This window comes from Enterobacter sp. 725m/11, assembly GCF_011683705.1.
Classification (GTDB): domain Bacteria; phylum Pseudomonadota; class Gammaproteobacteria; order Enterobacterales; family Enterobacteriaceae; genus Enterobacter; species Enterobacter bugandensis.
Window position 1 is genome coordinate 51,155 of the sequence record NZ_JAAQOK010000010.1, and the last position, 24,953, is coordinate 76,107.

The following is a 24,953-nucleotide window of genomic DNA, read 5'->3' on the forward strand; positions in this document are numbered from 1 at the left end:
GAATTCAAATGCAAGCGGCAACTGTTGTTATTAACCGCCGCGCTCTGCGACACAACCTGCAACGTCTGCGTGAACTGGCGCCCGCCAGCAGGCTCGTTGCAGTCGTGAAAGCGAACGCTTACGGACACGGTCTTCTTGAGACCGCGCGAACGCTCCCCGATGCCGACGCCTTTGGCGTCGCCCGTCTCGAAGAAGCTCTCCGCCTGCGCGCAGGCGGCATTACGCAACCGATTCTGCTCCTCGAAGGCTTTTTTGAAGCCTCGGATCTGCCGACCATTGCAGACCAGCAGCTGCATACGGCTGTCCATAACGAAGAACAGCTGGCCGCGCTGGAAACGGCTGAACTGAGCGAGCCGGTCACCGTCTGGATGAAGCTCGACACGGGCATGCACAGGCTGGGCGTGCGTCCGGAAAACGCGGAGGCGTTTTATCAGCGTTTGTGCCAGTGCAAAAATGTGCGTCAGCCGGTCAATATCGTCAGCCACTTTGCCCGTGCCGATGAGCCCGAATGCGGCGCAACCGAGCAGCAGCTTGATATCTTCAACACCTTCTGCGAAGGCAAGCCGGGAATGCGCTCCATTGCGGCATCCGGCGGCATTCTGCTGTGGCCGCAGTCCCACTTCGACTGGGCGCGTCCGGGGATTATCCTGTATGGCGTTTCCCCGCTTGAGAATAAGCCCTGGGGGCCGGACTTAGGCTTTAAGCCGGTAATGTCGCTGGTATCAAAGCTGATTGCCGTGCGGGAGCACAAAGCGGGCGAGCCGGTGGGTTACGGCGGTACCTGGACCAGCGAGCGCGACACGCGGCTTGGCGTGGTGGCGATGGGCTACGGCGACGGCTATCCGCGCGCGGCACCAACGGGCACGCCGGTGCTGGTCAATGGTCGTGAAGTGAAAATTGTCGGCCGCGTGGCGATGGACATGATTTGCGTGGATCTTGGGCCTGGCGCGCAGGATAAAGCGGGCGACGATGCGGTGATGTGGGGTGAAGGTCTGCCCGTCGAGCGCATTGCTGAGATTACAAAAGTAAGTGCTTACGAACTTATTACGCGTCTGACGTCGCGGGTGGCGATGAAATACATCGACTGAGCTTTAACGGGATGCGATGCATCCCGCTTCTGTTAACATCCCCTCGATCTTATTCCGCTTCCGGTTTATTGTTGAAAACCCTGCCTCATAATAATCCGGAGAACATCGCGTGTTTCAGAAAGTAGACGCCTACGCCGGCGACCCTATTCTCTCCTTGATGGAGCGTTTCAAAGAAGATCCTCGCAGCGATAAAGTGAACCTCAGCATTGGTCTTTATTACAACGAGGACGGCATCATTCCTCAACTGAAAGCCGTTGCCGAAGCCGAAGCACGTCTTAACGCAACCCCGCACGGTGCTTCGCTTTATTTGCCGATGGAAGGGTTAAACACCTACCGTAATACGATTGCGCCGCTGCTGTTTGGTGCGGACCACGCGGTGCTCGCGCAAAAGCGCGTGGCGACTATCCAGACGCTGGGCGGCTCGGGTGCGCTGAAGGTAGGCGCAGATTTCCTGAAAAAATATTTCCCGGATTCCGGCGTGTGGGTCAGCGACCCGACGTGGGAAAACCACGTGGCCATCTTTGAAGGTGCGGGCTTTAAGGTCGAGACCTATCCGTGGTTCGACAGCGAAACCAACGGCGTGCGCGTCGAAGCGCTGCTGGAAAAACTGAACACCCTGCCGGCGCGCAGCATCGTGCTGCTGCACCCATGCTGCCATAACCCGACCGGGGCGGACCTCACCAATGCCCAGTGGGATGCGGTGATCGAGGTGCTGAAGGCACGTAACCTGATCCCGTTCCTCGACATCGCCTATCAGGGCTTTGGCGCGGGCATGGAAGAAGATGCTTACGCCATCCGCGCCGTTGCCAGCGCCGGGCTGCCAGCGCTGGTCAGCAACTCCTTCTCAAAAATCTTCTCTCTCTACGGCGAGCGCGTTGGCGGTCTGTCCGTGGTGTGTGAAGACGCCGAAGCCGCGGGGCGCGTTCTCGGCCAACTGAAAGCGACGGTCCGCCGTATTTACTCCAGCCCGCCGAACTTTGGTGCGCAGGTGGTGGCGACCGTTCTGGGCGACGAACAGCTGAAAGCCACCTGGCTTGCGGAAGTGGAAGCGATGCGCAAGCGCATTCTGTCGATGCGTCAGGAACTTGTTAACGTGCTGAAAGAGGCGGTGCCGGGGTATAACTTCGACTATCTGCTCAAGCAGCGCGGGATGTTCAGCTATACCGGACTGAGCGCGGCACAGGTCGATCGCCTGCGTGACGAGTTCGGCGTCTACCTGATCGCCAGCGGCCGTATGTGCGTGGCGGGCCTGAATGCCGGCAACGTCCAGCGCGTGGCGCAGGCGTTTGCTGCTGTAATGTAAATGCTCACTAACCCAGCCCTCTCCCCGTGGGAGAGGGCTGGGGTGAGGGCATCAGACCGCATAAACACGTCCCCCGGCACTTTGTGATCGTCTTCTTTTTATTCATCTTTATAAGTAAAAACTCCTTTCCTTCCCCTCCCGCCGGGGTTATGGTCGGATAGATTTTTGACCATCCACTCAAAATATAAAGATAACAAACTGAATATTCAGGGGAAAATATGCGCAAGATCACACTGGCGCTCAGCGCCGCCTGCTTATTGTTCTCGCTTAATAGCGCCGTCGTCGCGCGAGCTTCCGCACCGACGCCGCTTTACACCGGCACCACCGCCGCCATCCTTGCCGAGCAGGCACCCATTCACTGGGTTTCCGTGGCCCAAATCGAAAACAGCCTGATGGGCCGCCCGCCAATGGCCGTGGGCTTCGACATTGACGATACCGTGCTGTTCTCAAGCCCTGGCTTCTGGCGTGGCAAGAAAACATATTCTCCGGACAGCGAAGCGTATCTGAAGAACCCGGAGTTCTGGGAAAAAATGAATAACGGCTGGGATGAGTTCAGCATTCCGAAAGAGGTGGCCCGCGCGCTGATCGCCATGCACGTTAAGCGCGGCGACAGCATTTACTTTGTCACCGGCCGTAGCCAGACCAAAACGGAGACCGTCTCCAAAACCCTGCAGGACGATTTTCAGATCCCGGCAGCCAGTATGAATCCGGTCATTTTTGCCGGTGATAAAGAGGGACAAAACACCAAAACCCAGTGGCTGGAGCAGAAAAACATCAAAGTGTTCTACGGTGATTCGGATAACGACATTACCGCGGCGCAGGATGTGGGGGCCAGAGCGATCCGGGTGCTGCGTGCCTCTAACTCTACCTATCGACCGCTGCCGATGGCAGGCAAGTTTGGCGAGGAGGTGATTGTTAACTCCGAGTATTAGTTCTTGATCGGCGGTTTTGATTCTTTTTTGAACAAATCCGCCGCTGCGGGTTTTACCTTTCGCCTTCTTGCTGCACACTTAGAAAGATTCATCTTTCAGAACGGAGCAGCTCATGTGGTATCAACAGACCCTGACCTTAAGCGCTAAACCCCGCGGGTTTCACCTTGTGACGGACGAAGTCATCGGGCAACTCCGCGACCTGTCGCGCGTCAAAACGGGTTTACTGCATCTGCTGCTTCAGCACACGTCAGCCTCCCTCACGCTTAATGAAAATTGCGACCCTACCGTCCGGTCTGATATGGAACACCATTTCCTGAAGACGGTTCCGGACAACGCCCCCTACGAGCACGATTATGAAGGCGCAGATGACATGCCTTCGCATATCAAATCTTCTCTGCTGGGCGTATCGCTGATGCTGCCGGTTCATAACGGGCGGCTAATGCTGGGAACGTGGCAAGGGATCTGGCTGGGAGAACATCGCGTTCACGGTGGTTCGCGTAAAATTATCGCAACGCTACAAGGGGAATAAAGATGACAATTTCGGAGATACTTCAGTACTGCATGAGCAAGCCTGGCGCGGAACAAAGCGTTCACAGCGACTGGAAAGCCACGCAAATCAAAGTGGGAGACGTGCTGTTTGCGATGGTGAAAGAGGTTGAAGGGCGCCCGGCGGCGTCGCTGAAAACCAGCCCGGAACTGGCGGACCTATTACGTCAGCAGCATGATGATGTGAGGCCGAGCCAGCACCTCAATAAGGCGCACTGGAGTACCGTTTATCTGGACGGCTCACTGCCCGGCTCGCAAATTTACTATCTGGTGGATGCGTCCTACAAGCAGGCGGTTGAGCTGCTGCCGGAAGCGACCCGACAGCAGCTCTCCGTGTAACAATTACAGCAACGGTTTAAGGAAGCGCGCGGTGTGCGAGGCTTCGCACTCTGCAACGGTCTCTGGCGTACCGGAGACGAGGATTTCACCCCCGCCGCTGCCGCCTTCCGGGCCGAGATCGACAATCCAGTCCGCGGTTTTAATCACGTCCAGATTATGTTCGATGACCACAATCGTGTTGCCCTGATCGCGCAGCTGATGCAGCACCTCAAGCAACTGCTGGATATCCGCAAAGTGCAGGCCGGTGGTCGGCTCATCCAGAATGTAGAGCGTCTGGCCGGTACCACGCTTGGACAGCTCGCGCGCCAGCTTCACGCGCTGCGCCTCACCGCCGGACAGGGTTGTTGCTGACTGCCCCAGGCGAATGTAGGTCAGGCCTACGTCCATCAGCGTCTGCAGCTTACGCGCCAGCGCAGGGACGGCGTCAAAGAACTCACGCGCCTCTTCGATGGTCATGTCCAGCACTTCGTGGATGGTCTTGCCTTTGTACTTAATCTCCAGCGTTTCGCGGTTATAGCGCTTGCCTTTGCACTGGTCGCACGGCACGTAGATATCCGGCAGGAAGTGCATCTCAACCTTGATCACGCCGTCGCCCTGACACGCTTCACAGCGGCCGCCGCGCACGTTAAAGCTGAAACGTCCTGGCGTATACCCGCGCGAACGCGCTTCCGGTACGCCGGCGAAGAGTTCACGTACGGGCGTGAAGACGCCGGTATAGGTCGCCGGGTTGGAACGCGGCGTACGGCCAATCGGGCTCTGGTCGATGTCGATAACCTTGTCGAAATGCTCCAGCCCCTGAATATCGCGGTACGGTGCAGGCTCGGCCAGCGTCGCGCCGTTCAGCGCCGTCTGCGCAATCGGGAACAGCGTATCGTTGATCAGCGTCGATTTACCGGAACCGGACACGCCGGTAATGCAGGTAAACAGGCCAACCGGCAGCGTCAGGGTGACGTCCTTCAGGTTGTTGCCGCGCGCCCCTGTGAGCTTCAGCACTTTTTCCGGGTTCGCCGCGACGCGCTGTTTTGGCACTTCAATTTTGCGCTTGCCGCTCATGTACTGGCCGGTCAGCGACTCGGGCACCGCCATAATGTCCTTCAGCGTACCTTCCGCCACCACCTGGCCGCCGTGCACGCCCGCGCCCGGGCCGATGTCGATCACGTGGTCTGCGGCGCGAATTGCGTCTTCGTCGTGCTCCACCACGATTACCGTGTTGCCGAGATTGCGCAGGTGGATCAGTGTGCCGAGCAGACGCTCGTTGTCGCGCTGGTGCAGGCCGATGGACGGTTCATCCAGCACGTACATCACGCCGACTAAGCCCGCGCCAATCTGGCTCGCCAGACGGATACGCTGGGCTTCACCGCCGGAGAGCGTTTCCGCCGAGCGGGAAAGCGTCAGGTAGTTCAGGCCAACGTTCACGAGGAACTTGAGGCGATCGCCGATCTCTTTCAGCACTTTTTCGGCGATTTTCGCACGCTGGCCGGAAAGCTTCAGGTTGTTGAAGAAGTCCATTGCGTGGCCGATGCTCATGTCTGAGATGGTCGGCAGCGCCGTGTTTTCCACAAACACGTGGCGCGCTTCGCGACGCAGACGCGTGCCCTCGCAGGTGGCGCAGGAGCGGTTGCTGATGAACTTCGCCAGCTCCTCGCGCACCGCGCTGGATTCGGTCTCTTTGTAGCGGCGCTCCATATTGTGCAGCACCCCTTCGAACGGGTGGCGACGCACGGAGGTATCGCCGCGATCGTTCATGTATTTGAACTCGATGTTCTCTTTGCCGGAACCGAACAGGATCACTTTGTGCACGTTCGGGCTCAGGCTCGCCCACGGCGCTTCAACGTCGAATTTGTAGTGCTCCGCCAGCGACTTCAGCATCTGGAAGTAGTAGAAGTTACGCTTATCCCAGCCGCGAATCGCACCGCCCGCGAGCGACAGCTCGGGGTTCTGGATCACGCGATCCGGATCGAAATACTGCTGCACGCCCAGACCGTCACAGGTCGGGCACGCGCCCGCCGGGTTGTTGAACGAGAACAGGCGCGGTTCCAGCTCGCGCATGCTGTAGCCGCAAATCGGGCAGGCGAAGTTGGCGGAGAAGAGCAGCTCTTCCGCTTTCGGGTCGTCCATGTCGGAGACCACGGCCGTGCCGCCAGAGAGTTCCAGCGCGGTTTCAAAGGATTCAGCCAGACGCGTGGCGAGATCGTCACGCACCTTAAAGCGGTCAATCACCACTTCGATGGTGTGTTTCTTTTGCAGCTCAAGCTTTGGCGGATCGGACAGGTCACACACTTCGCCGTCGATACGGGCGCGGATATAGCCCTGGCTTGCCAGGTTCTCCAGCGTTTTGGTGTGCTCGCCTTTACGCTCTTTGATGATCGGTGCCAGCAGCATCAGGCGTTTGCCTTCCGGCTGCGACAGCACGTTATCCACCATCTGGCTCACGGTCTGTGCCGCCAGCGGGACATCGTGGTCCGGGCAGCGCGGCTCACCCACGCGGGCATACAGCAGACGCAGGTAGTCGTGAATTTCGGTAATGGTACCGACCGTTGAACGCGGGTTATGCGAGGTAGACTTCTGCTCAATAGAGATAGCAGGCGATAACCCTTCAATATGATCGACATCCGGTTTTTCCATCAGCGACAGGAACTGACGCGCGTACGCAGAAAGTGATTCGACGTAACGACGCTGTCCTTCGGCATACAAGGTGTCGAAAGCCAGTGAGGATTTGCCAGACCCCGAAAGCCCGGTCACGACGATGAGTTTGTCGCGAGGGATTATGAGGTTGATATTCTTGAGATTATGGGTGCGGGCGCCCCGAACTTCGATCTTATCCATTCACCTTTCCCGGTTGGAACACGGATTGCCTGGTTTGTTTGAAGGACAAACGGCTGTCAGAAACGGCTAATTATGACACAAAATGACCTGTTTGAATATACAGTATTGGAATGCATTTTCTGATTCACTGTGTAACAATGTTGAGTTCGCGGGAGAACTCTGGAACGTGCTACGCAACTATCAAAGTGCAGCATGGAAATGGTACACTCGCGCGTTCACACTATTAAGAAACGTATTCAGGAGACACGAACATGGCCAGCAGAGGCGTAAACAAGGTGATTCTCGTCGGTAATCTGGGCCAGGACCCGGAAGTACGCTACATGCCGAGTGGTGGCGCAGTTGCCAACATTACGCTGGCTACTTCCGAATCCTGGCGTGATAAAGCGACCGGTGAAATGAAAGAGCAGACCGAATGGCACCGCGTTGTGCTGTTTGGCAAACTGGCAGAAGTAGCCGGTGAGTATCTGCGTAAAGGTTCTCAGGTCTATATCGAAGGCCAGCTGCGTACCCGCAAATGGACCGACCAATCCGGTCAGGAAAAATACACCACGGAAGTGGTGGTGAACGTGGGCGGCACCATGCAAATGCTGGGTGGCCGTCAGGGCGGTGGCGCACCGGCAGGTGGCAGTCAGAACCAGCAGCAGGGTGGTTGGGGTCAGCCTCAGCAGCCGCAGGGCGGCAACCAGTTCAGCGGCGGCGCGCAGTCTCGTCCGCAGCAGCAGTCTGCTCCTGCTCCGTCTAACGAACCGCCAATGGACTTCGACGACGATATCCCGTTCTGATTTCAGCGTGATTCAAACTAAAAACCCAGACGTCGTCTGGGTTTTTTTATAGGGATCAGGTAATTACCATCGGCCAGTCTGGTGGCGTGTGGCTCATCGCTTCAACCATCACCACTTTAATATTTTCCCAGACGGCGGCCATATCCAGCAGCGTGATGCCCAGCAGGCCCGTCGCGAACCAACAGGCCGCCCCCAAGCCCAACAGGGTGCTGATCACCGCCAGACCCGTGTAGTCAGACTTACGAAACTGAATGTTCAGCGTGCTGGCTAAAAACATCAAAACCGCGCTCAACAAGGGCCAGCGCAGGAGAACCATGCTGGTAGTAATGGTTGCCATAAAACCCATCCTCTACAAAACAGACGAACTGAATGAAACAGTGTTTCTCGTTACACAATATGTGTGAACTATATCACATTTGTTGATTTATTCGCCAGTGCCTGCGTAGCCAAAAAAGGGGATTTTATTACCCGGAAAAAAGAGCATGCGGTTCGGGACCGCCTTCGGACAGGGGGGAGGCGGATCCACAACGCGCTGAGGTAATCCCGTCGGGTAAGTGGGGAAGAGCATCTGGAGGCAGAGAGACGGCCAGCCGTGCCGTTTTTAGGGGGCGCATTATTTTCTGATAATATTGTGGTGATGTCTGATTATTTATAAAACAACGAACAAAATATACCCGCAGAAATAGGATAAAACGTCACGTTGGTGTTGTACTTTTTTCATGCCGCCAGAAGTTTTGCTTAATCAGCGATCCTCTGTTGTGTTCTCTTCAAACCTCCCGTACGCGATGGATAATTATTTTCCTTAATTAAAACGGAACGAATACTTACAGTTTAGCTTACGGGAAAATATTATCGTCATAACGAAATTTAAGATTTTTAATACTAAAAGTCAGTTGCTAACTTCGCATGATTCATGCAACGTAATCACCTGTTTAACAAAGCATCCGGCCTTCATTACTACAGGCGTACAACATGCAGGGATATAGGGCGGGAAATGAATCGTAGCGCGCGGCGCAAAATGCTCAGAGTGGTAGGGATCATCATGGTAGTTCTGCTGCCGGTGATGCTTGCTCTATGGTTTGCCCAGCTGCGAGCCGAGTCGGAAACTAGCGCTCAGCTACGGACATTTGCTGAACTGGCTTTAGACAAAACAGAACTGGTAATTCAACAAGTTGAACTGGCCAGGGGCGAGGCAGAAAAATATCAGGGTGAACGTTGTACGCCGGAACATCGTCAATATATGTTGAACGTTGTTCGTGGCCGCCTGTTTGTCGCCGATTTAATTTATGCTGAAGGTCAGAATTTTCTTTGTTCGACCGTTTTTACACCGGATCAACCCTACGTCATTCCGGTCGCTAATTACACGCGTAAACCTGACGTTGCTATCTATTATTTTCGCGATACGCCATTTTATACTGGCTATAAAATGACATATATGCAGCGCGGAAATTATGTCGTGGTGGTCAATCCGCTTTCTTACAGTGAAGTGATGTCTACCGATCATTCCCTCGCATGGGGGGTATACGACACGGTAACTAATGCCTTCTTTTCCGTCAGCCAGAAAGCCAATGCGACTTTATTAAATTCGATGATTCGGGATAAGGAATCGGTATTTCAAAAAGATAACCGTTTCTATACCGTCGTGAAATCGACAAATCGGCCTATTGCCGCCATCGTGTCGACGTCAGATAAACGTTTTTATGAAACGCTCTATCACCAGGCGACGTTGACGCTACCGCTGGGAATGATCTGCAGCATTATTATTTTGCTGGTGTGGTCCCGTACCCATCGTGAACTTAATTCGCCGGGGCGCTTACTGCACCGGGCGCTGAACAAGCGCCAGCTTTGTGTGCACTATCAGCCGATTATTGATATCAAGAACAACCAGTGTGTGGGGGCAGAGGCGCTGTTGCGCTGGCCTGGTTTCAATGGGCAGGTAATGAGCCCGGCTGAGTTTATTCCGCTTGCGGAAAAAGAGGGAATGAGCGAGCGGATTACGGATTATGTCGTTGAGGAGGTGTTCAGCGATCTGGGCCATTTCCTGGCGGCGCATCCGCATCTCTATATTTCGATCAACCTGTCGGCCACGGACTTTCACTCCTCTCGGCTGATCGCCATGATTTCTGACAAGGCCCGGCACTACGCCGTACGCGCCCAGCAAATTAAAATCGAAGTGACGGAACGCGGCTTTATCGATGTGCCAAAAACCACGCCGGTGATTCAGGCCTTCCGTCAGGCGGGCTATGAAGTGGCGATCGATGATTTCGGGACCGGTTATTCCAACCTGCACAACCTCTACTCGTTGAACGTGGATATTCTGAAAATCGATAAATCGTTTATCGACACCTTAACCACCAACAGTACCAGCCACCTGATCGCCGAGCATATTATCGAGATGGCGCAAAGCCTGCGGCTTAAAACCATTGCGGAAGGGGTTGAGACGGCTGAGCAGGTGAGCTGGCTGTTGAAGCGCGGCGTTGAGTTCTGTCAGGGATGGCACTTCGCGAAAGCGATGCCGCCCCAGGAGTTTATGACCTGGCAGCAGCAACCTTTGCACTGATATGCATTAATTCAACTGGTGGCGATAATCGCTCGGCGTACGGTCAAACTCGCGGCGAAACACGCGGGAAAAGGTTTGTTGCGAAACATAGCCAAGATCCATCGCGATATCAAAAATCGGCCGCTGCGTTGAGCGTAACGCCTGCGCCGCCAGCAGGAGCCTGCGCTGGCGAATGTACTCCCCCAGCGTCTGGTGCATGACCGTGCGGAACATTCTCTGTAAATACCATTTCGAATAGCCCGATTTTTTTGCGACCACATCAATGTTCAACGGTTGGTCGATATGATCGTCAATCCATTCAATAAGTGTCTGAATAATTTGCTGATGCGACATAAGGTTGCCCCTCTGTAGATACAACTTTCTCGGTTGATTCGTCGTTTTCTCTGCGGGGGAGTATAATTCCTCAAGTTAACTTGAGGTAAAGAGGTTTTATGGAAAAGAGATTGCCGCGCATTAAAGCGCTGTTAACCCCCGGCGAAGTGGCAAAGCGAAGCGGCGTTGCGGTATCGGCGCTCCACTTTTATGAAAGCAAAGGGTTAATTAAAAGCATCCGTAACGGTGGAAACCAGCGCCGCTATACCCGTGACGTGCTCCGCTACGTGGCGATTATCAAAATTGCGCAACGCATCGGCATTCCCCTGGCGACGATCGGTGAGGCATTCGGCGTGTTGCCGGAAGGGCATACGCTTAGCCCGAAAGAGTGGAAAGAGCTTTCGTCCCAGTGGCGTGAAGAGCTGGACAGGCGTATCCACACGCTGGTGGCGCTGCGTGACGAGCTGGACGGCTGTATCGGCTGCGGCTGCCTGTCCCGTAGCGACTGCCCGCTACGTAACCCTGGCGACAGGCTGGGCGAGCAGGGGACCGGGGCGCGGCTGCTGGAGGAGGATTGAGTTCTTGCGGCAAAAAGCATAATAAAGAACTAAAGCGCCCTAAGGGCGCTTTAGTTTTTCCCGGTCTTTGTCTTTCTCTCTATCCCGCTGGTTCACGGGAGGGTTTCCCCCGACATCAGCACCCCTCGTGTCGAGCTGGTTGGGGAGGTTCCGGATTGTGCTGACACTTTAATTCTATGCAAGACCCGTTTTTTCGCCAGCCGCGCTAGCCGTTTTTTAGACGAAATTTTTTCGCGGTGTTGTTCGATTTTCTATAGTTAAAAAGTATGAATAACAGGAGAAAATCATGCTCACGGTACATCACCTTAACCAGTCGCGCTCGCACCGCGTGATCTGGGCGCTGGAAGAGCTCGCCCTGCCTTATGAGATTGTTCACTACCAGCGCGAAAAGAACATGCTGGCACCCGAGTCCCTCAAAAAGGTGCATCCGTTGGGCAAATCGCCGGTCATTGAAGATAACGGGCTGATCCTTGCGGAGTCAGGCGCCATTCTGGAATATCTGCAGGAAACCTATGATGCCGAATCGCGGCTGAAGCCTTTAGACCCCGCGCATAAGGTGCAATACCGCTTCTGGCTGCATTACGCAGAAGGGTCGCTGATGCCGCTGCTGCTCATGAAGCTGGTCTTCAGCAGCCTGGGCAAGCCGCCCGTGCCGTTTGGCATCCGAACGCTGGGCAAGGCGCTGGGGCAGGGGGTACAGAAAGCGTATCTCAACCCCCAGCTGGAGACCCATGCGCGCTTTATTGACTCACATCTTGCTAAAAACAGCTGGTTTGCCGGAGAGACGTTAAGCATGGCAGACATTCAGATGAGCTTCCCCCTCTTTGCCCTGCTGGCGCGCGGCGGCATTGCTAATCTGCCGCATATTCAGGCATGGAAGCAAAAAGTGGAAACTAGCCCTGGCTGGCAAAGAACCCTGCAACAAGGTGGCCCGTTAACGATCCCGGGCGAGGATTGAAATGTAAACAAATTGCGCATAGACGATAACGTTTGCGCATCCTCTGTTTATTTCTTCATCGTCATAAGTGAATTTTAGCGAAAAACGACAAAGTTCAGTTGAAAAGGGCGGGTATTAGGCTGGATAATCGTTTGCCTTAATTTGACCACCCGTTTTATAAGCGCGGAGCTAAACGTTTGCTTTTTTTGTGACGCCCTTTCGTCGCAAACGCAACACACGGATTTGACGTTTTAGCTGGCAGCGGTGTCTCCACCACGCTTATGGACGTTCTATAAAAACTCTCAGGGGATGTTTTCTATGTCTACGCCATCTGCGCGTACCGGCGGTTCACTTGACGCCATGTTTAAAATTTCGGCTCGTGGCAGCACCGTGCGCCAGGAAGTCGTTGCCGGTCTGACCACGTTTCTGGCGATGGTTTACTCCGTCATCGTGGTGCCGGGCATGCTGGGCAAGGCGGGCTTCCCGCCTGCGGCTGTCTTTGTCGCCACCTGCCTGGTGGCCGGCGTGGGCTCCATCGTAATGGGCCTGTGGGCGAACCTGCCGCTGGCGATTGGTTGCGCCATCTCTTTGACCGCCTTTACCGCGTTCAGTCTGGTGCTGGGCCAGCAGATCAGCGTACCGGTTGCCCTCGGCGCCGTGTTCCTGATGGGCGTACTGTTTACCGTTATTTCTGCCACCGGCATCCGTAGCTGGATTTTGCGCAACCTGCCGCAGGGCGTGGCGCACGGCACCGGTATCGGTATCGGCCTGTTCCTGCTGCTGATCGCTGCCAACGGCGTGGGTCTGGTCATCAAGAACCCGCTGGACGGCCTGCCGGTAGCGCTCGGTCATTTTGCGAGCTTCCCGGTCATTATGTCGCTCATCGGTCTGGCGGTGATTATCGGCCTGGAAAAACTGAAGGTGCCGGGCGGCATTTTGCTGACCATTATTGGCATTTCCATCGTCGGCCTGATTTTCGATCCGACCGTTCACTTCTCCGGTATTTTCGCCATGCCGTCGCTGAGCGATGACAAAGGCAATTCCCTGATCGGCAGCCTGGATATCGTCGGCGCGCTGAACCCGGTGATCCTGCCAAGCGTGCTGGCGCTGGTGATGACCGCGGTATTTGACGCCACCGGTACCATTCGCGCGGTGGCCGGTCAGGCCAACCTGCTGGATAAAGACGGTCAGATTATTGATGGCGGCAAAGCGCTGACCACCGACTCCCTGAGCAGCGTCTTCTCTGGTCTGGTGGGGGCGGCGCCTGCGGCGGTGTACATCGAATCTGCAGCGGGTACGGCGGCAGGCGGTAAAACCGGCCTGACGGCCATCACCGTCGGCGTGCTGTTCCTGCTGATCCTGTTCCTCTCTCCGCTCTCCTACCTGGTGCCTGCGTATGCGACCGCGCCAGCGCTGATGTACGTCGGCCTGCTGATGCTGAGCAACGTGGCGAAAATCGATTTTGCGGACTTCGTGGATGCGATGTCTGGCCTGATTACCGCAGTGTTTATCGTCCTGACCTGTAACATCGTGACCGGCATCATGATCGGTTTCGCGTCGCTGGTGATTGGTCGTCTGGTTTCCGGAGAGTGGCGCAAGCTGAACATCGGCACCGTGGTGATCGCCGTTGCGCTGGTGGCGTTCTACGCGGGCGGCTGGGCAATCTAAATTATCCATTGATGCGAAAACGGGTGGCTCAGGCCGCCCGTTTTTATTTTCAGGACTCATCCCGTTGCCTTTTGCGTTACTCTGGAGAGGATAGAATAAGAGGCACGACGCCTCAGGTTTGGCTTAAAAAGAAACACAGCAAACAGGGAACGCATGGAAATTTTCTTCACAATACTCATCATGACCCTTGTGGTCTCATTATCCGGGGTGGTTACACGCGTACTGCCCTTCCAGGTCCCCCTGCCTTTAATGCAAATAGCCATCGGCGCGCTGCTGGCGTGGCCGACGTTCGGTCTGCACGTGGAGTTCGATCCGGAACTTTTCCTCGTGCTGTTTATCCCGCCGCTGCTGTTTGCCGATGGGTGGAAAACGCCGACGCGCGAATTTCTTGAGCACGGGCGAGAGATCTTCGGCCTGGCGCTGGCGCTGGTGGTCGTTACCGTGGTCGGGATAGGTTTCCTGATCTACTGGGCCGTACCGGGTATCCCGTTAATTCCCGCCTTTGCGCTGGCGGCCGTGCTGTCGCCGACCGACGCTGTGGCCCTTTCCGGCATTGTGGGTGAAGGGCGCATTCCGAAGAAAATAATGGGCATTTTGCAGGGCGAGGCGTTGATGAACGACGCTTCCGGCCTGGTGGCCCTGAAGTTTGCCGTGGCGGTAGCCATGGGCACCATGGTCTTTACCATTGGTGGCGCGACCCTGGAATTCTTCAAGGTGGCGATTGGCGGTATTCTCGCGGGCTTCGTGGTGAGCTGGCTGTACGGTCGTTCGCTGCGCTTCCTCAGCCGCTGGGGCGGCGATGAACCGGCGACGCAAATCGTTCTGCTGTTCCTGTTGCCGTTTGCTTCTTACCTTATCGCTGAACATATCGGCGTGTCGGGCATTCTGGCGGCGGTAGCGGCGGGGATGACCATCACCCGTTCCGGCGTGATGCGCCGCGCGCCGCTGGCGATGCGCCTGCGCGCCAACAGCACCTGGGCGATGCTGGAGTTTGTCTTTAACGGCATGGTCTTCCTGCTGCTGGGCCTGCAGCTGCCGGGCATCATGGAATCCTCGCTGATCGCGGCGGAGGCGGATCCAAACGTTGAAGTCTGGATGCTGTTTACCGATATCGTGCTGATCTACATGGCATTAATGCTGGTGCGTTTCGGCTGGCTGTGGACGATGAAAAAATTCAGCATGCGCTTCCTGACCAAAAAGCCGATGGAGTTCGGCTCCTGGACCACGCGCGAGCTGCTGATTGCCTCCTTCGCGGGCGTACGCGGGGCGATAACCCTCGCCGGTGTGCTCTCTATTCCGCTGCTCCTGCCGACGGGCGACGTCTTCCCGGCGCGCTACGAGCTGGTGTTCCTGGCGGCGGGCGTGATCCTCTTCTCGCTGTTTGTCGGCGTGATTATGCTGCCGATTTTACTCCAGCACATTGATGCCGGTGACTCGACCCAACAGCACAAAGAGGAGCGGATAGCCCGCGCGGCGACGGCGGAAGTGGCGATAGTGGCCATTGAGAAGATGGAGGAGCGTCTGGCTGCCGATGCCGAAGAGAACATTGATAACCAGCTGCTGAAGGAAGTCAGTTCACGCGTGATTGGTAATTTGCGCCGTCGTGCTGACGGACGTAACGACGTGGAAAGTTCGTTGCAGGAAGAGAACCTTGAGCGTCGTTTCCGCCTGGCGGCGCTGCGCTCCGAGCGTGCCGAGCTGTATCACCTGCGCGCCACGCGTCAGATCAGCAACGAGACGCTGCAAAAGCTGCTGCACGATCTGGACCTGTTAGAAGCGCTGTTGATAGAGAATCAGTAGCGCGTTGTTGCCCGGTGGCACTGCGCTTACCGGGCCTACATTTGAACCGTAGGCCGGGTAAGGCGAAGCCGCCACCCGGCACTATTCAGACCGCACCCAAAACCCCTCACAACATTGCAGCCACGCCTGTGCGCTGTGCGAAAGATACACCCCTTCACGCCAAATCATCCCCAACTGCCAGTGCAGGTCACTCTCCAGCGGGATCCAGCGCAGCGTGTTTTTATCCAGCCGCTCGCAGATCGGCTGCGGCAGAATGGCAATTCCCACGCCCGCCTGCACCATTGCCGCCAGGAAATCCCACTGGCCGCTGCGCACCGCAATGCGCGGCTTCACGTTATGGTGGTTAAACAGGGTCATCAGCTGGCGGCTTAAGGCGAAGTCTTCGTTGTAGATCAGCAGCGGGTGCTCGCCGAGCAGATCGGGCTTCACGGAGTCTATCTTCAGCCAGTCGCCGGAGCGGGGCACCAGCACGCACAGCGGATGGCTGAACAGCGGCAGCGTTGCCAGCCCGCTCTCTTCCTCCACGGGAAGGGCCGTCATCGCCACGTCCAGCTCGCCGTTGATCACCGCCTGCTGCACGGTCAGGCCGCCAAACTCAGATATTTTAAGCTCAACGCCGGGGTAGCGCTGGCGGAACAGGCTTATCGGCCCGGCCATCATCATGCCAACCATCGGCGGAATGCCGAGCCGCAGCAGACCTTTCGTCAGGTGGTTGATGTCCGCAAGCTCGGCCTCAAGCTGGCGAAACTCCGCCAGGATCGCCAGCCCGCGCTCGAAGACCACGCGTCCGGTATCGGTCAGCAGCAGCTTGCGTCCGTCGCGGATCAGCAGGGTGCAGTTCAGCTCGTCTTCGAGGTTTTTCAGCATTTTGCTGATGGTTGGCTGGGTAACGAACAACTTCTCCGCTGCGCGGGTAAAACTTTGCTGGCGAACCACCTCGACAAAATAGCGCAGCGTTCTTATGTCCATGATTATTCCTCGAAACTATACCTTCGATGATTTTAATTCATTTCAGTCGATGACGTACGCTCACTATACTGGCGCCTCGTCTCATTTCTGAGGAAAACCCCCATGGCCGTGGCGTTAAGCCGTGTTACGCCTGCCGTTGTGCAACGACTCCAGGTCCCGGTTCAGGTACTGCTCTACGCGGGACTGTTTATTTTTGCGGAATATCTTGTCGACTGGCTGCACCTGCCTTTACCCGCCAACCTGGTAGGGATGGTGCTGATGCTGGTGCTGATCCTCTGCCGCGCGTTGCCCCTCAGCTGGGTGCGCGCCGGCGCGCGCTGGCTGCTGGCGGAGATGCTGCTGTTCTTCGTTCCGGCCGTGGTGGCGGTGGTGAACTATGCGCAGCTGCTGATGGTCGACGGCTGGCGCATCTTCGCGGTTATTGCCCTGAGCACGCTGATGGTGCTGGGTGCCACCGCCTGGGTGGTGGATAAGGTGTACCGGTTCGAAATCAGCAGGCAAAAGCATGACTAACTTTCAGATAAGCGTTCTGTGCCTGATCGTGACGGTCGCCATCTACTTTGCCAACAAGCGCCTGTATCGCCGCTTTCGCACGCTGCCGCTGATGCCGCTGGTCTTTACGCCGATCCTGCTGGTGCTGATGCTGGTCTTCGGCCATATCTCCTGGCAGAACTACATTGGTGAATCCCACTGGCTGCTGTGGCTGCTCGGCCCGGCGACTATCGCCTTTGCGGTGCCGGTGTATGACAACCTGGCGATTATCAAACGCCACTGGATGTCGCTCAGCGCGGGCGTCGTCACCGCGACGGTGGTGGCGGTCTGTAGCTCCGTCTGGCTGGCGCGGCTGTTTACCCTCTCCGATGAAATTCAGCGCAGCCTGGCCGTGCGCTCGGTGACCACGCCGTTTGCGCTGGCAGCGGCTAAACCGCTCGGCGGGCAGCCGGATCTGGTGGCGCTGTTTGTGGTGGTGACGGGCGTCTTTGGCATGGCGGTGGGAGATGTACTGTTCCTGCGGCTCTCTATCCGTGAAGGGATGGCGAAAGGAGCAGGGTTTGGCGCGGCATCTCATGGGGCAGGCACGGCGCGTTCGTATGAGCTGGGTCAGCAGGAAGGGGTCGTTGCAAGCCTGGTGATGATGCTCTCGGGCGTAACGATGGTGCTGATCGCGCCGCTGGTGGCGTGGGTGATGTTTTAAGCTCCCCGGCCAGAGCAACCGGGGAGAAAGGCTTAGTGTGCGCGGCCCTGCTCAACGCCGAGGCCGGTTTGTGAGCGGATAAACTGGGCGCGGAATTTCTCACGCTCCAGGTTACCCTCCGGCGAGTTGTCGGTAGCCGAGAAGACCCAGATACCGATAAATGCCACGGCAATGGAGAACAGCGCCGGGTACTCGTACGGGAAGATAGCGCTTTCGTGACCGAGGATCTGCACCCAGATGGTCGGGCCGAGGATCATCAGAATTACCGCTGTCAGCAGGCCCAGCCAGCCGCCAATCATCGCTCCACGGGTGGTCAGTTTTGACCAGTACATGGAGAGCAGAATGATCGGGAAGTTACAGCTTGCCGCAATCGAGAAGGCCAGTCCCACCATAAAGGCGATGTTCTGCTTCTCAAACAGGATCCCCAGCAGAATAGCGACCACGCCCAGCACCAGCACGGTGATTTTGGAAACCTTCAGCTCGTCGCGCTCGCTCGCGCCTTTACGGAAGACGTTGGCGTAGAGGTCGTGCGATACCGCAGACGCGCCCGCCAGCGTCAGCCCGGCGACCACCGCAAGGATGGTGGCGAAGGCCACGGCGGAGATAAAGCCGAGGAACAGGTTGCCGCCCACCGCGTCGGCCAGGTGCACCGCCGCCATGTTGTTACCACCAATCAGCGCGCCCGCCGCGTCTTTAAACGCCGGGTTCGCGCCCACCAGCATGATCGCGCCGAAGCCGATGATAAAGGTCAGGATGTAGAAGTAACCCATAAAGCCGGTGGCGTAGAAGACGCTCTTACGCGCTTCACGCGCGTCTGACACCGTGAAGAAACGCATCAGAATGTGCGGCAGGCCAGCGGTACCAAACATCAGGCCGAGACCGAGAGAGAGCGCGGAGATCGGATCTTTCACCAGCCCGCCCGGGCTCATGATCGCTTCTCCTTTCGGGTGGACAGCCATCGCTTCGGTGAACAGGTTATTGAAGCTGAAGCCGACGTGTTTCATCACCATAAAGGCCATAAAGCTCGCGCCGAACAGCAGCAGTACGGCTTTGATGATCTGCACCCAGGTGGTGGCCAGCATGCCGCCGAACAGAACGTACATCACCATCAGCACGCCCACCAGCACCACCGCGACGTGGTAGTTCAGGCCAAACAGCAGTTCGATAAGCTTGCCCGCGCCCACCATCTGGGCGATCAGATACAGCGCCACCACCACCAGCGAGCCGCAGGCGGAGAGGGTACGAATCGGCCCCTGCTTCAGGCGATAGGATGCCACGTCAGCGAAGGTGTAACGTCCCAGGTTGCGCAAGCGTTCGGCAATCAGGAACAGAATGATCGGCCAGCCGACAAGGAAGCCGAGGGAGTAGATCAGGCCGTCATAGCCGGAGGTGTACACCAGCGCGGAGATCCCGAGGAACGAGGCGGCGGACATAAAGTCACCCGCAATCGCCAGGCCGTTCTGGAAGCCGGTAATGTTGCCGCCCGCAGTGTAGTAATCGTTACGGGAGCGAACGCGTTTCGACGCCCAGTACGTAATGTACAGCGTCAGCACCACGAAAATCAGGAACATGATAATCGCCTGCCAGTTGGTTGGCTGGCGCTGTACCTCGCCGGTAATGGCATCCGCCGCGTGGGCGGCAAAGGGAAGTGTGGCGGCTAGCGCCGTCAGGACTCGCTTCATGATGCTTTTACCTCTTGCAGTACCGCTTTATTAAGACGATCGAACTCACCGTTCGCGCGCCAGACGTAGACGCCGGTCAGCACAAATGAAATCACGATCACGCCAATGCCAATGGGGATACCGCGCGTCACGCTGGTGCCCTCATGTAACGGGGTGCCCAGCCAGTGCGGCGCAAAGGCGATCAGCAGAATAAAGCCGACATAGATAATCAGCATGATGATGGAAAGGGTGAAGGCAAACCGTTGCCGCTTATCGACGAGCTCCCTGTAGTGCGCACTATTCTCTATCTGCTGACAAATATCGTTATTCATCACAGAAATCTCCAGAGGTAAGGTTGGTTTGTTTTATCTCCTCTCCCCTATGGGGAGAGGGTTAGGGTGAGGGGAGGAAGGTGCGGTCTGATGCCCTCACCCCGGCCCTCTCCCACGGGGAGAGGGAGAAAACACTAGGATGGCATCGCGATGGCCTGCTTCTCTTCGAGCAGTTTGTCCACCACGCCAGGATCGGCAAGCGTTGAGGTATCGCCGAGGTTGCTTGTATCGCCTGCCGCGATTTTGCGCAGGATACGGCGCATAATCTTGCCGGAACGGGTTTTCGGCAGCGAGTCTGTCCAGTGCAGTACGTCCGGCGTGGCAAGCGGGCCAATCTCTTTACGTACCCAGTTGCGCACCTCGGTATACAGCTCCGGCGACGGCTCTTCACCGTGGTTCAGGGTGACGTAGGCGTAGATCGCCTGGCCCTTGATGTTGTGAGGAATGCCGACCACCGCCGCTTCGGCAATCTTCGGATGCGACACCAGCGCGGACTCAATCTCTGCCGTACCCAGACGGTGGCCGGAAACGTTCAGCACGTCGTCCACGCGTCCGGTGATCCAGTAATAACCGTCTTCATCCCGGCGTGCGCCGTCGCCGCTGAAGTACATGTTTTTAAAGGTCGAGAAGTAGGTCTGCTCGAAGCGCTCGTGATCGCCAAACAGCGTGCGCGCCTGGCCCGGCCAGGAGTCTGTGATCACCAGGTTACCCTCGGTGGCGCCTTCCTGCGGATGACCTTCGTTATCCACCAGCGCAGGCTGCACGCCGAAGAACGGACGGGTTGCCGAGCCGGCCTTCAGCTGCGTGGCGCCCGGCATTGGGGTGATCATGAAGCCGCCGGTTTCGGTCTGCCACCAGGTGTCCATCACCGGGCACTTCTCGTTACCGATTTTCTTCCAGTACCACTCCCAGGCTTCCGGGTTGATGGGCTCGCCCACGGAGCCGAGGATGCGCAATGAGGAGCGGTCAGTGCCCTCGATGGCCTTATCGCCTTCCGCCATTAACGCGCGGATCGCCGTTGGCGCGGTGTAAAGAATGTTGACCTGGTGCTTATCGACCACCTGACACATGCGCGCCGGGGTCGGCCAGTTCGGTACGCCCTCAAACATCAGCGTCGTTGCGCCGCAGGCCAGCGGGCCGTACAGCAGGTAGCTGTGTCCGGTGACCCAGCCCACGTCGGCGGTACACCAGTAGATGTCGCCCGGATGGTAGTCGAAGACGTATTTAAAGGTGGTGGCCGCATAGACCAGATAGCCGCCGGTGGTGTGCAGTACGCCTTTCGGTTTACCGGTTGAGCCGGAGGTGTAAAGAATAAACAGCGGATCTTCCGCGTTCATCTCTTCCGGCTGATGCTGGTCGCTCGCTTTTTCAATCAGGTCGCTCCACCACAGGTCACGCCCCTCGTGCCAGTCGATCTTGCCGCCGGTACGCTTGAGGACAATGACGTTATTGATGGATTTGACGTTCGGGTTTTTCAGCGCTTCATCGACGTTTTTCTTCAGCGGAATACCGCGCCCGGCGCGTACGCCCTCGTCGGCGGTGATCACCAGCTTCGAGTTCGAGTCAACGATGCGCCCGGCAACCGCTTCAGGGGAGAAGCCGCCGAAGATGACGGAGTGGATCGCGCCGATACGCGCGCAGGCGAGCATAGCTACCGCCGCTTCCGGCACCATCGGCATGTAGATCGCCACCACGTCGCCTTTTTTAATCCCCTGGTCCAGCAGCACGTTGGCGAAGCGGCAGACGTCGCGGTGCAGCTCTTTATAAGAGATGTGTTTGCTCTGAGAGGCATCGTCGCCTTCCCAGATAATGGCCGTTTCGTTGCCGCGTTCGGCAAGATGGCGGTCCAGGCAGTTCGCCGCCAGGTTCAGCGTGCCGTCTTCATACCATTTAATGGAGACGTTGCCTGGCGCGAAAGAGGTATTCTTCACCTTCTGATAAGGTTTGATCCAGTCAAGGATGTGACCCTGCTCGCCCCAGAAGGCGTCCGGGTTGGTAACAGATTGCTGATATTTCTCGTGGTACTGCTCCGGGGTGATCAGGCAACGGTCCGCAATGTTTGCGGGAATGTCGTGTTTGTGTATTTGGCTCATGGCTTTTTTTCTCCTTGTAAGATGTTAATAATATGTCGCAAAAACGTTAATAGTAGGGGCTTTACAAGCTTTGTTTAGTATTTGGGCGACAGATCACGCATTGTTTGAACAGGTTGAAAATTGAGCGAATGAAACTTTGAAGGGAAATAATTAACGATGCCGATTATTCACAATTCTTTATAAAAAAGCGTTTTTATAACAAAAGGTTATTTATCAGAATTATGACAAACTCGCGTCATAACCGCTTTTGATAGTGAAATGCGTCGTTCTTTAAGGCTTGCGCAACAGGTCGTGCAAATGATACTCATACGCCGCGTTAAAAAATCCCATAAATCAACGCAACACAATTCATACCCTTTCAGTATGTCTCCATATTCATGCAGTTTTGCTGGTGCGGAGATTTCATTGAGGAAGTCAGTTTCTATGAAAAATTTGAAAGTCAGCCTGGCCTGGCAGATCCTGCTGGCCCTTGTGCTGGGCATCTTGTTGGGCAGTTATCTTCATTATCATAGCGACAGCCGCGAGTGGCTGATTGCGAACCTGCTCTCTCCGGCAGGCGATATTTTTATTCATCTGATTAAGATGATTGTGGTGCCCATTGTGATCTCGACGCTGGTGGTCGGTATCGCGGGCGTCGGCGATGCGAAGCAGTTAGGCCGCATTGGCGCGAAAACTATTCTCTATTTCGAAGTGATCACCACGGTTGCGATTATCCTCGGCATAACGCTGGCGAACGTATTCCAGCCAGGCTCCGGGATCGATATGTCGCAGCTGGCGACGGTGGATATTTCGAAATACCAAAGCACCACCGCTGACGTGCAGAGCCATTCCCACGGTCTGATGGGGACTATCCTGTCGCTGGTGCCGACCAACATCATTGCTTCCATGGCGAAAGGCGAGATGCTGCCGATCATCTTCTTCTCGGTGCTGTTTGGTCTGGGGCTCTCCTCCCTGCCGGCAACGCACCGTGAGCCGCTGGTCACCGTATTCCGCTCTATCTCCGAAACCATGTTCAAAGTCACCCACATGGTGATGCGCTACGCGCCGGTTGGGGTGTTCGCGCTTATCGCCGTGACCGTGGCGAACTTTGGTTTTGCCTCCCTGTGGCCGCTGGCGAAGCTGGTGATCCTGGTGCACTTCGCCATTCTGTTCTTCGCGCTGGTGGTGCTGGGGATTGTGGCGCGCCTGTGCGGGCTGAGCATCTGGATCCTGATCCGCATCCTGAAGGATGAACTGATTCTGGCGTACTCCACCGCAAGCTCTGAGAGCGTGCTGCCGCGCATCATTGAGAAGATGGAGGCGTACGGCGCGCCAGCGTCGATAACGAGCTTCGTGGTGCCGACCGGCTACTCCTTTAACCTGGATGGCTCGACGCTGTACCAGAGTATTGCGGCGATCTTTATCGCGCAGCTGTACGGCATTGACCTGTCGCTGTGGCAGGAGATCGTACTGGTTCTGACGCTGATGGTGACCTCAAAGGGCATCGCAGGCGTGCCGGGCGTCTCCTTCGTGGTGCTGCTGGCGACGCTGGGCAGCGTGGGTATTCCGCTTGAAGGCCTGGCGTTCATCGCCGGTGTGGACCGTATCCTCGATATGGCGCGTACCGCGCTGAACGTGGTGGGTAACGCGCTGGCGGTGCTGGTTATCGCCAAGTGGGAACATAAATTCGACCGTAAAAAAGCGCTGGCGTATGAACGCGAAGTGCTGGGTCGTTTTGATAAGACGGCTGACCAGTAACATCCTAAGCCCGGTGGCGCTGCGCTTACCGGGCCTACGGGTTTTGTAGGCCGGGTAAGGCGAAGCCGCCACCCGGCACGTTATTCTCCGCTCAACGCATCAAACTCCTCACACCCCGTATCAAACCCTTCGGTACAGCTCAGGTTTAGCCAGTAGAGCGCTTTCTGCTTATTCGGCGTAATAAAGCCTTTCTCACCCTGCTGGAACAGCATCCCTGCCCAGTACTCCGCATAGCCCGTACGTGACAGGGACGAGCTGCGCTTAAACCATGACGCCGCCTGTACGTCATCCTGCGGCACCTCTACGCCGTTGGCATAAATCAGCCCCAGCAGCAGCTGCGCATCGACCGCCGAGTCGTTGTCGATATCTTCGGCCGCCGTTTGCAGGAGCTTGATGGCCTGAGGATAGTCGGTTTTACCCGCCTGCGTGTTCACCATAATACGCGCCAGCATAATCGTGCCGCGCTTGCTGCCGGCGATGGTGGCCTGCTGCGCCAGCGCTTTAGCCTGAGCGTAATCCCCCTGCGTAAAGAGGATCTGCGAGAGTAACCCCATGGCGTCGACATCACCGCCTTTCGCGGCTTTCTCGGCCCACAGCGCTGCCTGCTTTCTGTCACCGGAGCTGAAGTAGGTATCGGCGAGATAATACTGAGCGCGGGCATCGCCGGCTTCCGCCTGCTTCTGATACTGGCTGCCTATCTCATCCGCGCGGGCGAACGACGTAAAAAATAACAACAACAGAAAAATGGCTTTCATGGATTCTTATCATCTGGGTACACGCCGCGCAGTATAATCGCGGTAGCAAAAGAAAAAAATGGGTGCATTAAGACCTCAGCATCCCACAAGCCGGGCGAAACCGTGGTTTCGCCCGTAGAGGTTAGCCTGCCACGCAGGCTAATTTCGCCGCCACCTCCTGATGTTCACTCTTTATTGAAAACTCGCAGAGTCTACCGCGAGTAATAAAGGTAAATATCACTATCGTCAGGCAGATAATAAAGACGATGCCTAACGCAGTTTTTAATGGCGTCATGCCTTTTACTCCTTGTCAAAAAAAGAATAAGAGGCTACGCTCAACCTGTTGGGAGTTGAGGGGTAGCCTCGGGTGAATGAAAATTTCCCGGGGCTTTCCACTTTCTGTCCCTCAACAATGCTCAAGACAGAAAGTCTTAAGCACCCGCCGCACATCTTATCCTTCTGAATTAAAATGCAAAGATGTAATTCTGTTCTGCGCGAATTACATTATTTTGCGAGCCGCTTTCCAGAATAATAATTTATATTTTTAATGTTTTAAGCGGA

General features: G+C 56.4%; 23 protein-coding genes. 14 read left to right on the forward strand and 9 right to left on the reverse strand.

Annotated elements, in window-relative coordinates; genetic code table 11:
- Window positions 1-8 precede the first annotated feature (8 nt).
- From alr to HBA26_RS06175, 5 genes are all read left to right on the forward strand, one after another.
- Window positions 9-1,088 carry an alanine racemase gene (gene alr / locus HBA26_RS06155; RefSeq protein WP_028015170.1) on the forward strand — a complete coding sequence of 360 codons (1,080 nt, stop codon included), beginning with the start codon at window positions 9-11 and terminating at the stop codon, window positions 1,086-1,088.
- A 109-nt stretch (window positions 1,089-1,197) separates the two neighbouring features.
- Complete coding sequence (gene tyrB, locus HBA26_RS06160; RefSeq protein ID WP_028015171.1) at window positions 1,198-2,391, forward strand: aromatic amino acid transaminase; 1,194 nt, start codon at window positions 1,198-1,200, stop codon at window positions 2,389-2,391.
- Window positions 2,392-2,609: 218 nt separating this feature from the next.
- On the forward strand, window positions 2,610-3,323 hold the full coding sequence (aphA, locus tag HBA26_RS06165) for an acid phosphatase AphA (RefSeq protein WP_041911537.1): 714 nt from the start codon (window positions 2,610-2,612) through the stop codon (window positions 3,321-3,323).
- A 112-nt stretch (window positions 3,324-3,435) separates the two neighbouring features.
- Entirely contained in the window at window positions 3,436-3,852 is a 417-nt protein-coding gene (locus HBA26_RS06170; protein WP_063943977.1) for a secondary thiamine-phosphate synthase enzyme YjbQ, read from the forward strand.
- A gap of 2 nt (window positions 3,853-3,854) precedes the next feature.
- On the forward strand, window positions 3,855-4,208 hold the full coding sequence (locus tag HBA26_RS06175; protein ID WP_028015174.1) for an MmcQ/YjbR family DNA-binding protein: 354 nt from the start codon (window positions 3,855-3,857) through the stop codon (window positions 4,206-4,208).
- Between the two features lie 3 nt (window positions 4,209-4,211).
- On the opposite strand, the gene uvrA is transcribed toward HBA26_RS06175, so the two are convergent.
- Entirely contained in the window at window positions 4,212-7,034 is a 2,823-nt protein-coding gene (uvrA, locus tag HBA26_RS06180) for an excinuclease ABC subunit UvrA (RefSeq protein ID WP_041911534.1), read from the reverse strand.
- Between the two features lie 251 nt (window positions 7,035-7,285).
- Here uvrA and ssb1 point away from each other — a divergent pair, with 251 nt between their 5' ends.
- Window positions 7,286-7,816 carry a single-stranded DNA-binding protein SSB1 gene (ssb1, locus tag HBA26_RS06185; protein ID WP_126346020.1) on the forward strand — a complete coding sequence of 177 codons (531 nt, stop codon included), beginning with the start codon at window positions 7,286-7,288 and terminating at the stop codon, window positions 7,814-7,816.
- 55 nt (window positions 7,817-7,871) lie between these two features.
- Here ssb1 and HBA26_RS06190 read toward each other — a convergent pair whose 3' ends face one another.
- Window positions 7,872-8,153, reverse strand: a complete 282-nt coding sequence (locus HBA26_RS06190) for a YjcB family protein (RefSeq protein ID WP_025757848.1) — start codon at window positions 8,151-8,153, stop codon at window positions 7,872-7,874.
- Window positions 8,154-8,810: 657 nt separating this feature from the next.
- On the opposite strand from HBA26_RS06190, the gene HBA26_RS06195 reads away from it, so the two are divergent.
- Window positions 8,811-10,376: an EAL domain-containing protein gene (locus tag HBA26_RS06195; RefSeq protein ID WP_063437698.1), complete on the forward strand. Its 1,566-nt coding sequence runs from the start codon at window positions 8,811-8,813 to the stop codon at window positions 10,374-10,376.
- A gap of 6 nt (window positions 10,377-10,382) precedes the next feature.
- Here HBA26_RS06195 and soxS read toward each other — a convergent pair whose 3' ends face one another.
- The gene (soxS, locus tag HBA26_RS06200) at window positions 10,383-10,709 is read right to left on the reverse strand and encodes a superoxide response transcriptional regulator SoxS (protein WP_008503387.1); all 327 of its coding nucleotides are present in this window, start codon (window positions 10,707-10,709) and stop codon (window positions 10,383-10,385) included.
- A gap of 98 nt (window positions 10,710-10,807) precedes the next feature.
- On the opposite strand from soxS, the gene soxR reads away from it, so the two are divergent.
- The 4 genes from soxR (at window position 10,808) to HBA26_RS06220 (ending at window position 15,671) form a co-directional block, all read left to right on the forward strand.
- The gene (gene soxR / locus HBA26_RS06205; RefSeq protein ID WP_023331806.1) at window positions 10,808-11,266 is read left to right on the forward strand and encodes a redox-sensitive transcriptional activator SoxR; all 459 of its coding nucleotides are present in this window, start codon (window positions 10,808-10,810) and stop codon (window positions 11,264-11,266) included.
- Between the two features lie 286 nt (window positions 11,267-11,552).
- Window positions 11,553-12,224 (forward strand): glutathione S-transferase, encoded by a 672-nt coding sequence (locus HBA26_RS06210; protein WP_028015178.1) that lies wholly within the window; start codon window positions 11,553-11,555, stop codon window positions 12,222-12,224.
- 297 nt (window positions 12,225-12,521) lie between these two features.
- Window positions 12,522-13,871, forward strand: a complete 1,350-nt coding sequence (gene ghxP / locus HBA26_RS06215; RefSeq protein ID WP_028015179.1) for a guanine/hypoxanthine transporter GhxP — start codon at window positions 12,522-12,524, stop codon at window positions 13,869-13,871.
- Between the two features lie 153 nt (window positions 13,872-14,024).
- The gene (locus tag HBA26_RS06220) at window positions 14,025-15,671 is read left to right on the forward strand and encodes a Na+/H+ antiporter (RefSeq protein ID WP_041911530.1); all 1,647 of its coding nucleotides are present in this window, start codon (window positions 14,025-14,027) and stop codon (window positions 15,669-15,671) included.
- 81 nt (window positions 15,672-15,752) lie between these two features.
- Here the strand turns inward: HBA26_RS06220 and HBA26_RS06225 are convergent, their stop codons facing one another.
- Window positions 15,753-16,640 carry a LysR family transcriptional regulator gene (locus HBA26_RS06225; protein ID WP_041911529.1) on the reverse strand — a complete coding sequence of 296 codons (888 nt, stop codon included), beginning with the start codon at window positions 16,638-16,640 and terminating at the stop codon, window positions 15,753-15,755.
- A 102-nt stretch (window positions 16,641-16,742) separates the two neighbouring features.
- Between HBA26_RS06225 and HBA26_RS06230 the strand changes: the two genes are divergently transcribed.
- Together HBA26_RS06230 and HBA26_RS06235 are read left to right on the forward strand one after the other, a co-directional pair.
- On the forward strand, window positions 16,743-17,153 hold the full coding sequence (locus HBA26_RS06230) for a CidA/LrgA family protein (protein ID WP_028015182.1): 411 nt from the start codon (window positions 16,743-16,745) through the stop codon (window positions 17,151-17,153).
- Window positions 17,146-17,835, forward strand: a complete 690-nt coding sequence (locus HBA26_RS06235; RefSeq protein WP_045630755.1) for an LrgB family protein — start codon at window positions 17,146-17,148, stop codon at window positions 17,833-17,835. Before HBA26_RS06230 ends, HBA26_RS06235 begins: the two co-directional genes overlap by 8 nt.
- A 32-nt stretch (window positions 17,836-17,867) precedes the next feature.
- Here the strand turns inward: HBA26_RS06235 and actP are convergent, their stop codons facing one another.
- The 3 genes from actP to acs form a co-directional block, all read right to left on the reverse strand.
- On the reverse strand, window positions 17,868-19,517 hold the full coding sequence (gene actP / locus HBA26_RS06240; protein WP_045261053.1) for a cation/acetate symporter ActP: 1,650 nt from the start codon (window positions 19,515-19,517) through the stop codon (window positions 17,868-17,870).
- On the reverse strand, window positions 19,514-19,828 hold the full coding sequence (locus HBA26_RS06245) for a DUF485 domain-containing protein (protein ID WP_028015185.1): 315 nt from the start codon (window positions 19,826-19,828) through the stop codon (window positions 19,514-19,516). Before HBA26_RS06245 ends, actP begins: the two co-directional genes overlap by 4 nt.
- Before the next feature lie 134 nt (window positions 19,829-19,962).
- The gene (acs, locus tag HBA26_RS06250; protein ID WP_045261054.1) at window positions 19,963-21,921 is read right to left on the reverse strand and encodes an acetate--CoA ligase; all 1,959 of its coding nucleotides are present in this window, start codon (window positions 21,919-21,921) and stop codon (window positions 19,963-19,965) included.
- Window positions 21,922-22,344: 423 nt separating this feature from the next.
- On the opposite strand from acs, the gene gltP reads away from it, so the two are divergent.
- Window positions 22,345-23,658 (forward strand): glutamate/aspartate:proton symporter GltP, encoded by a 1,314-nt coding sequence (gltP, locus tag HBA26_RS06255; RefSeq protein WP_028015187.1) that lies wholly within the window; start codon window positions 22,345-22,347, stop codon window positions 23,656-23,658.
- Between the two features lie 80 nt (window positions 23,659-23,738).
- Here the strand turns inward: gltP and HBA26_RS06260 are convergent, their stop codons facing one another.
- Complete coding sequence (locus HBA26_RS06260) at window positions 23,739-24,413, reverse strand: tetratricopeptide repeat protein (protein ID WP_045261055.1); 675 nt, start codon at window positions 24,411-24,413, stop codon at window positions 23,739-23,741.
- Window positions 24,414-24,534: 121 nt separating this feature from the next.
- On the reverse strand, window positions 24,535-24,687 hold the full coding sequence (locus tag HBA26_RS06265; protein WP_028015189.1) for a Hok/Gef family protein: 153 nt from the start codon (window positions 24,685-24,687) through the stop codon (window positions 24,535-24,537).
- Window positions 24,688-24,953 lie beyond the last annotated feature (266 nt).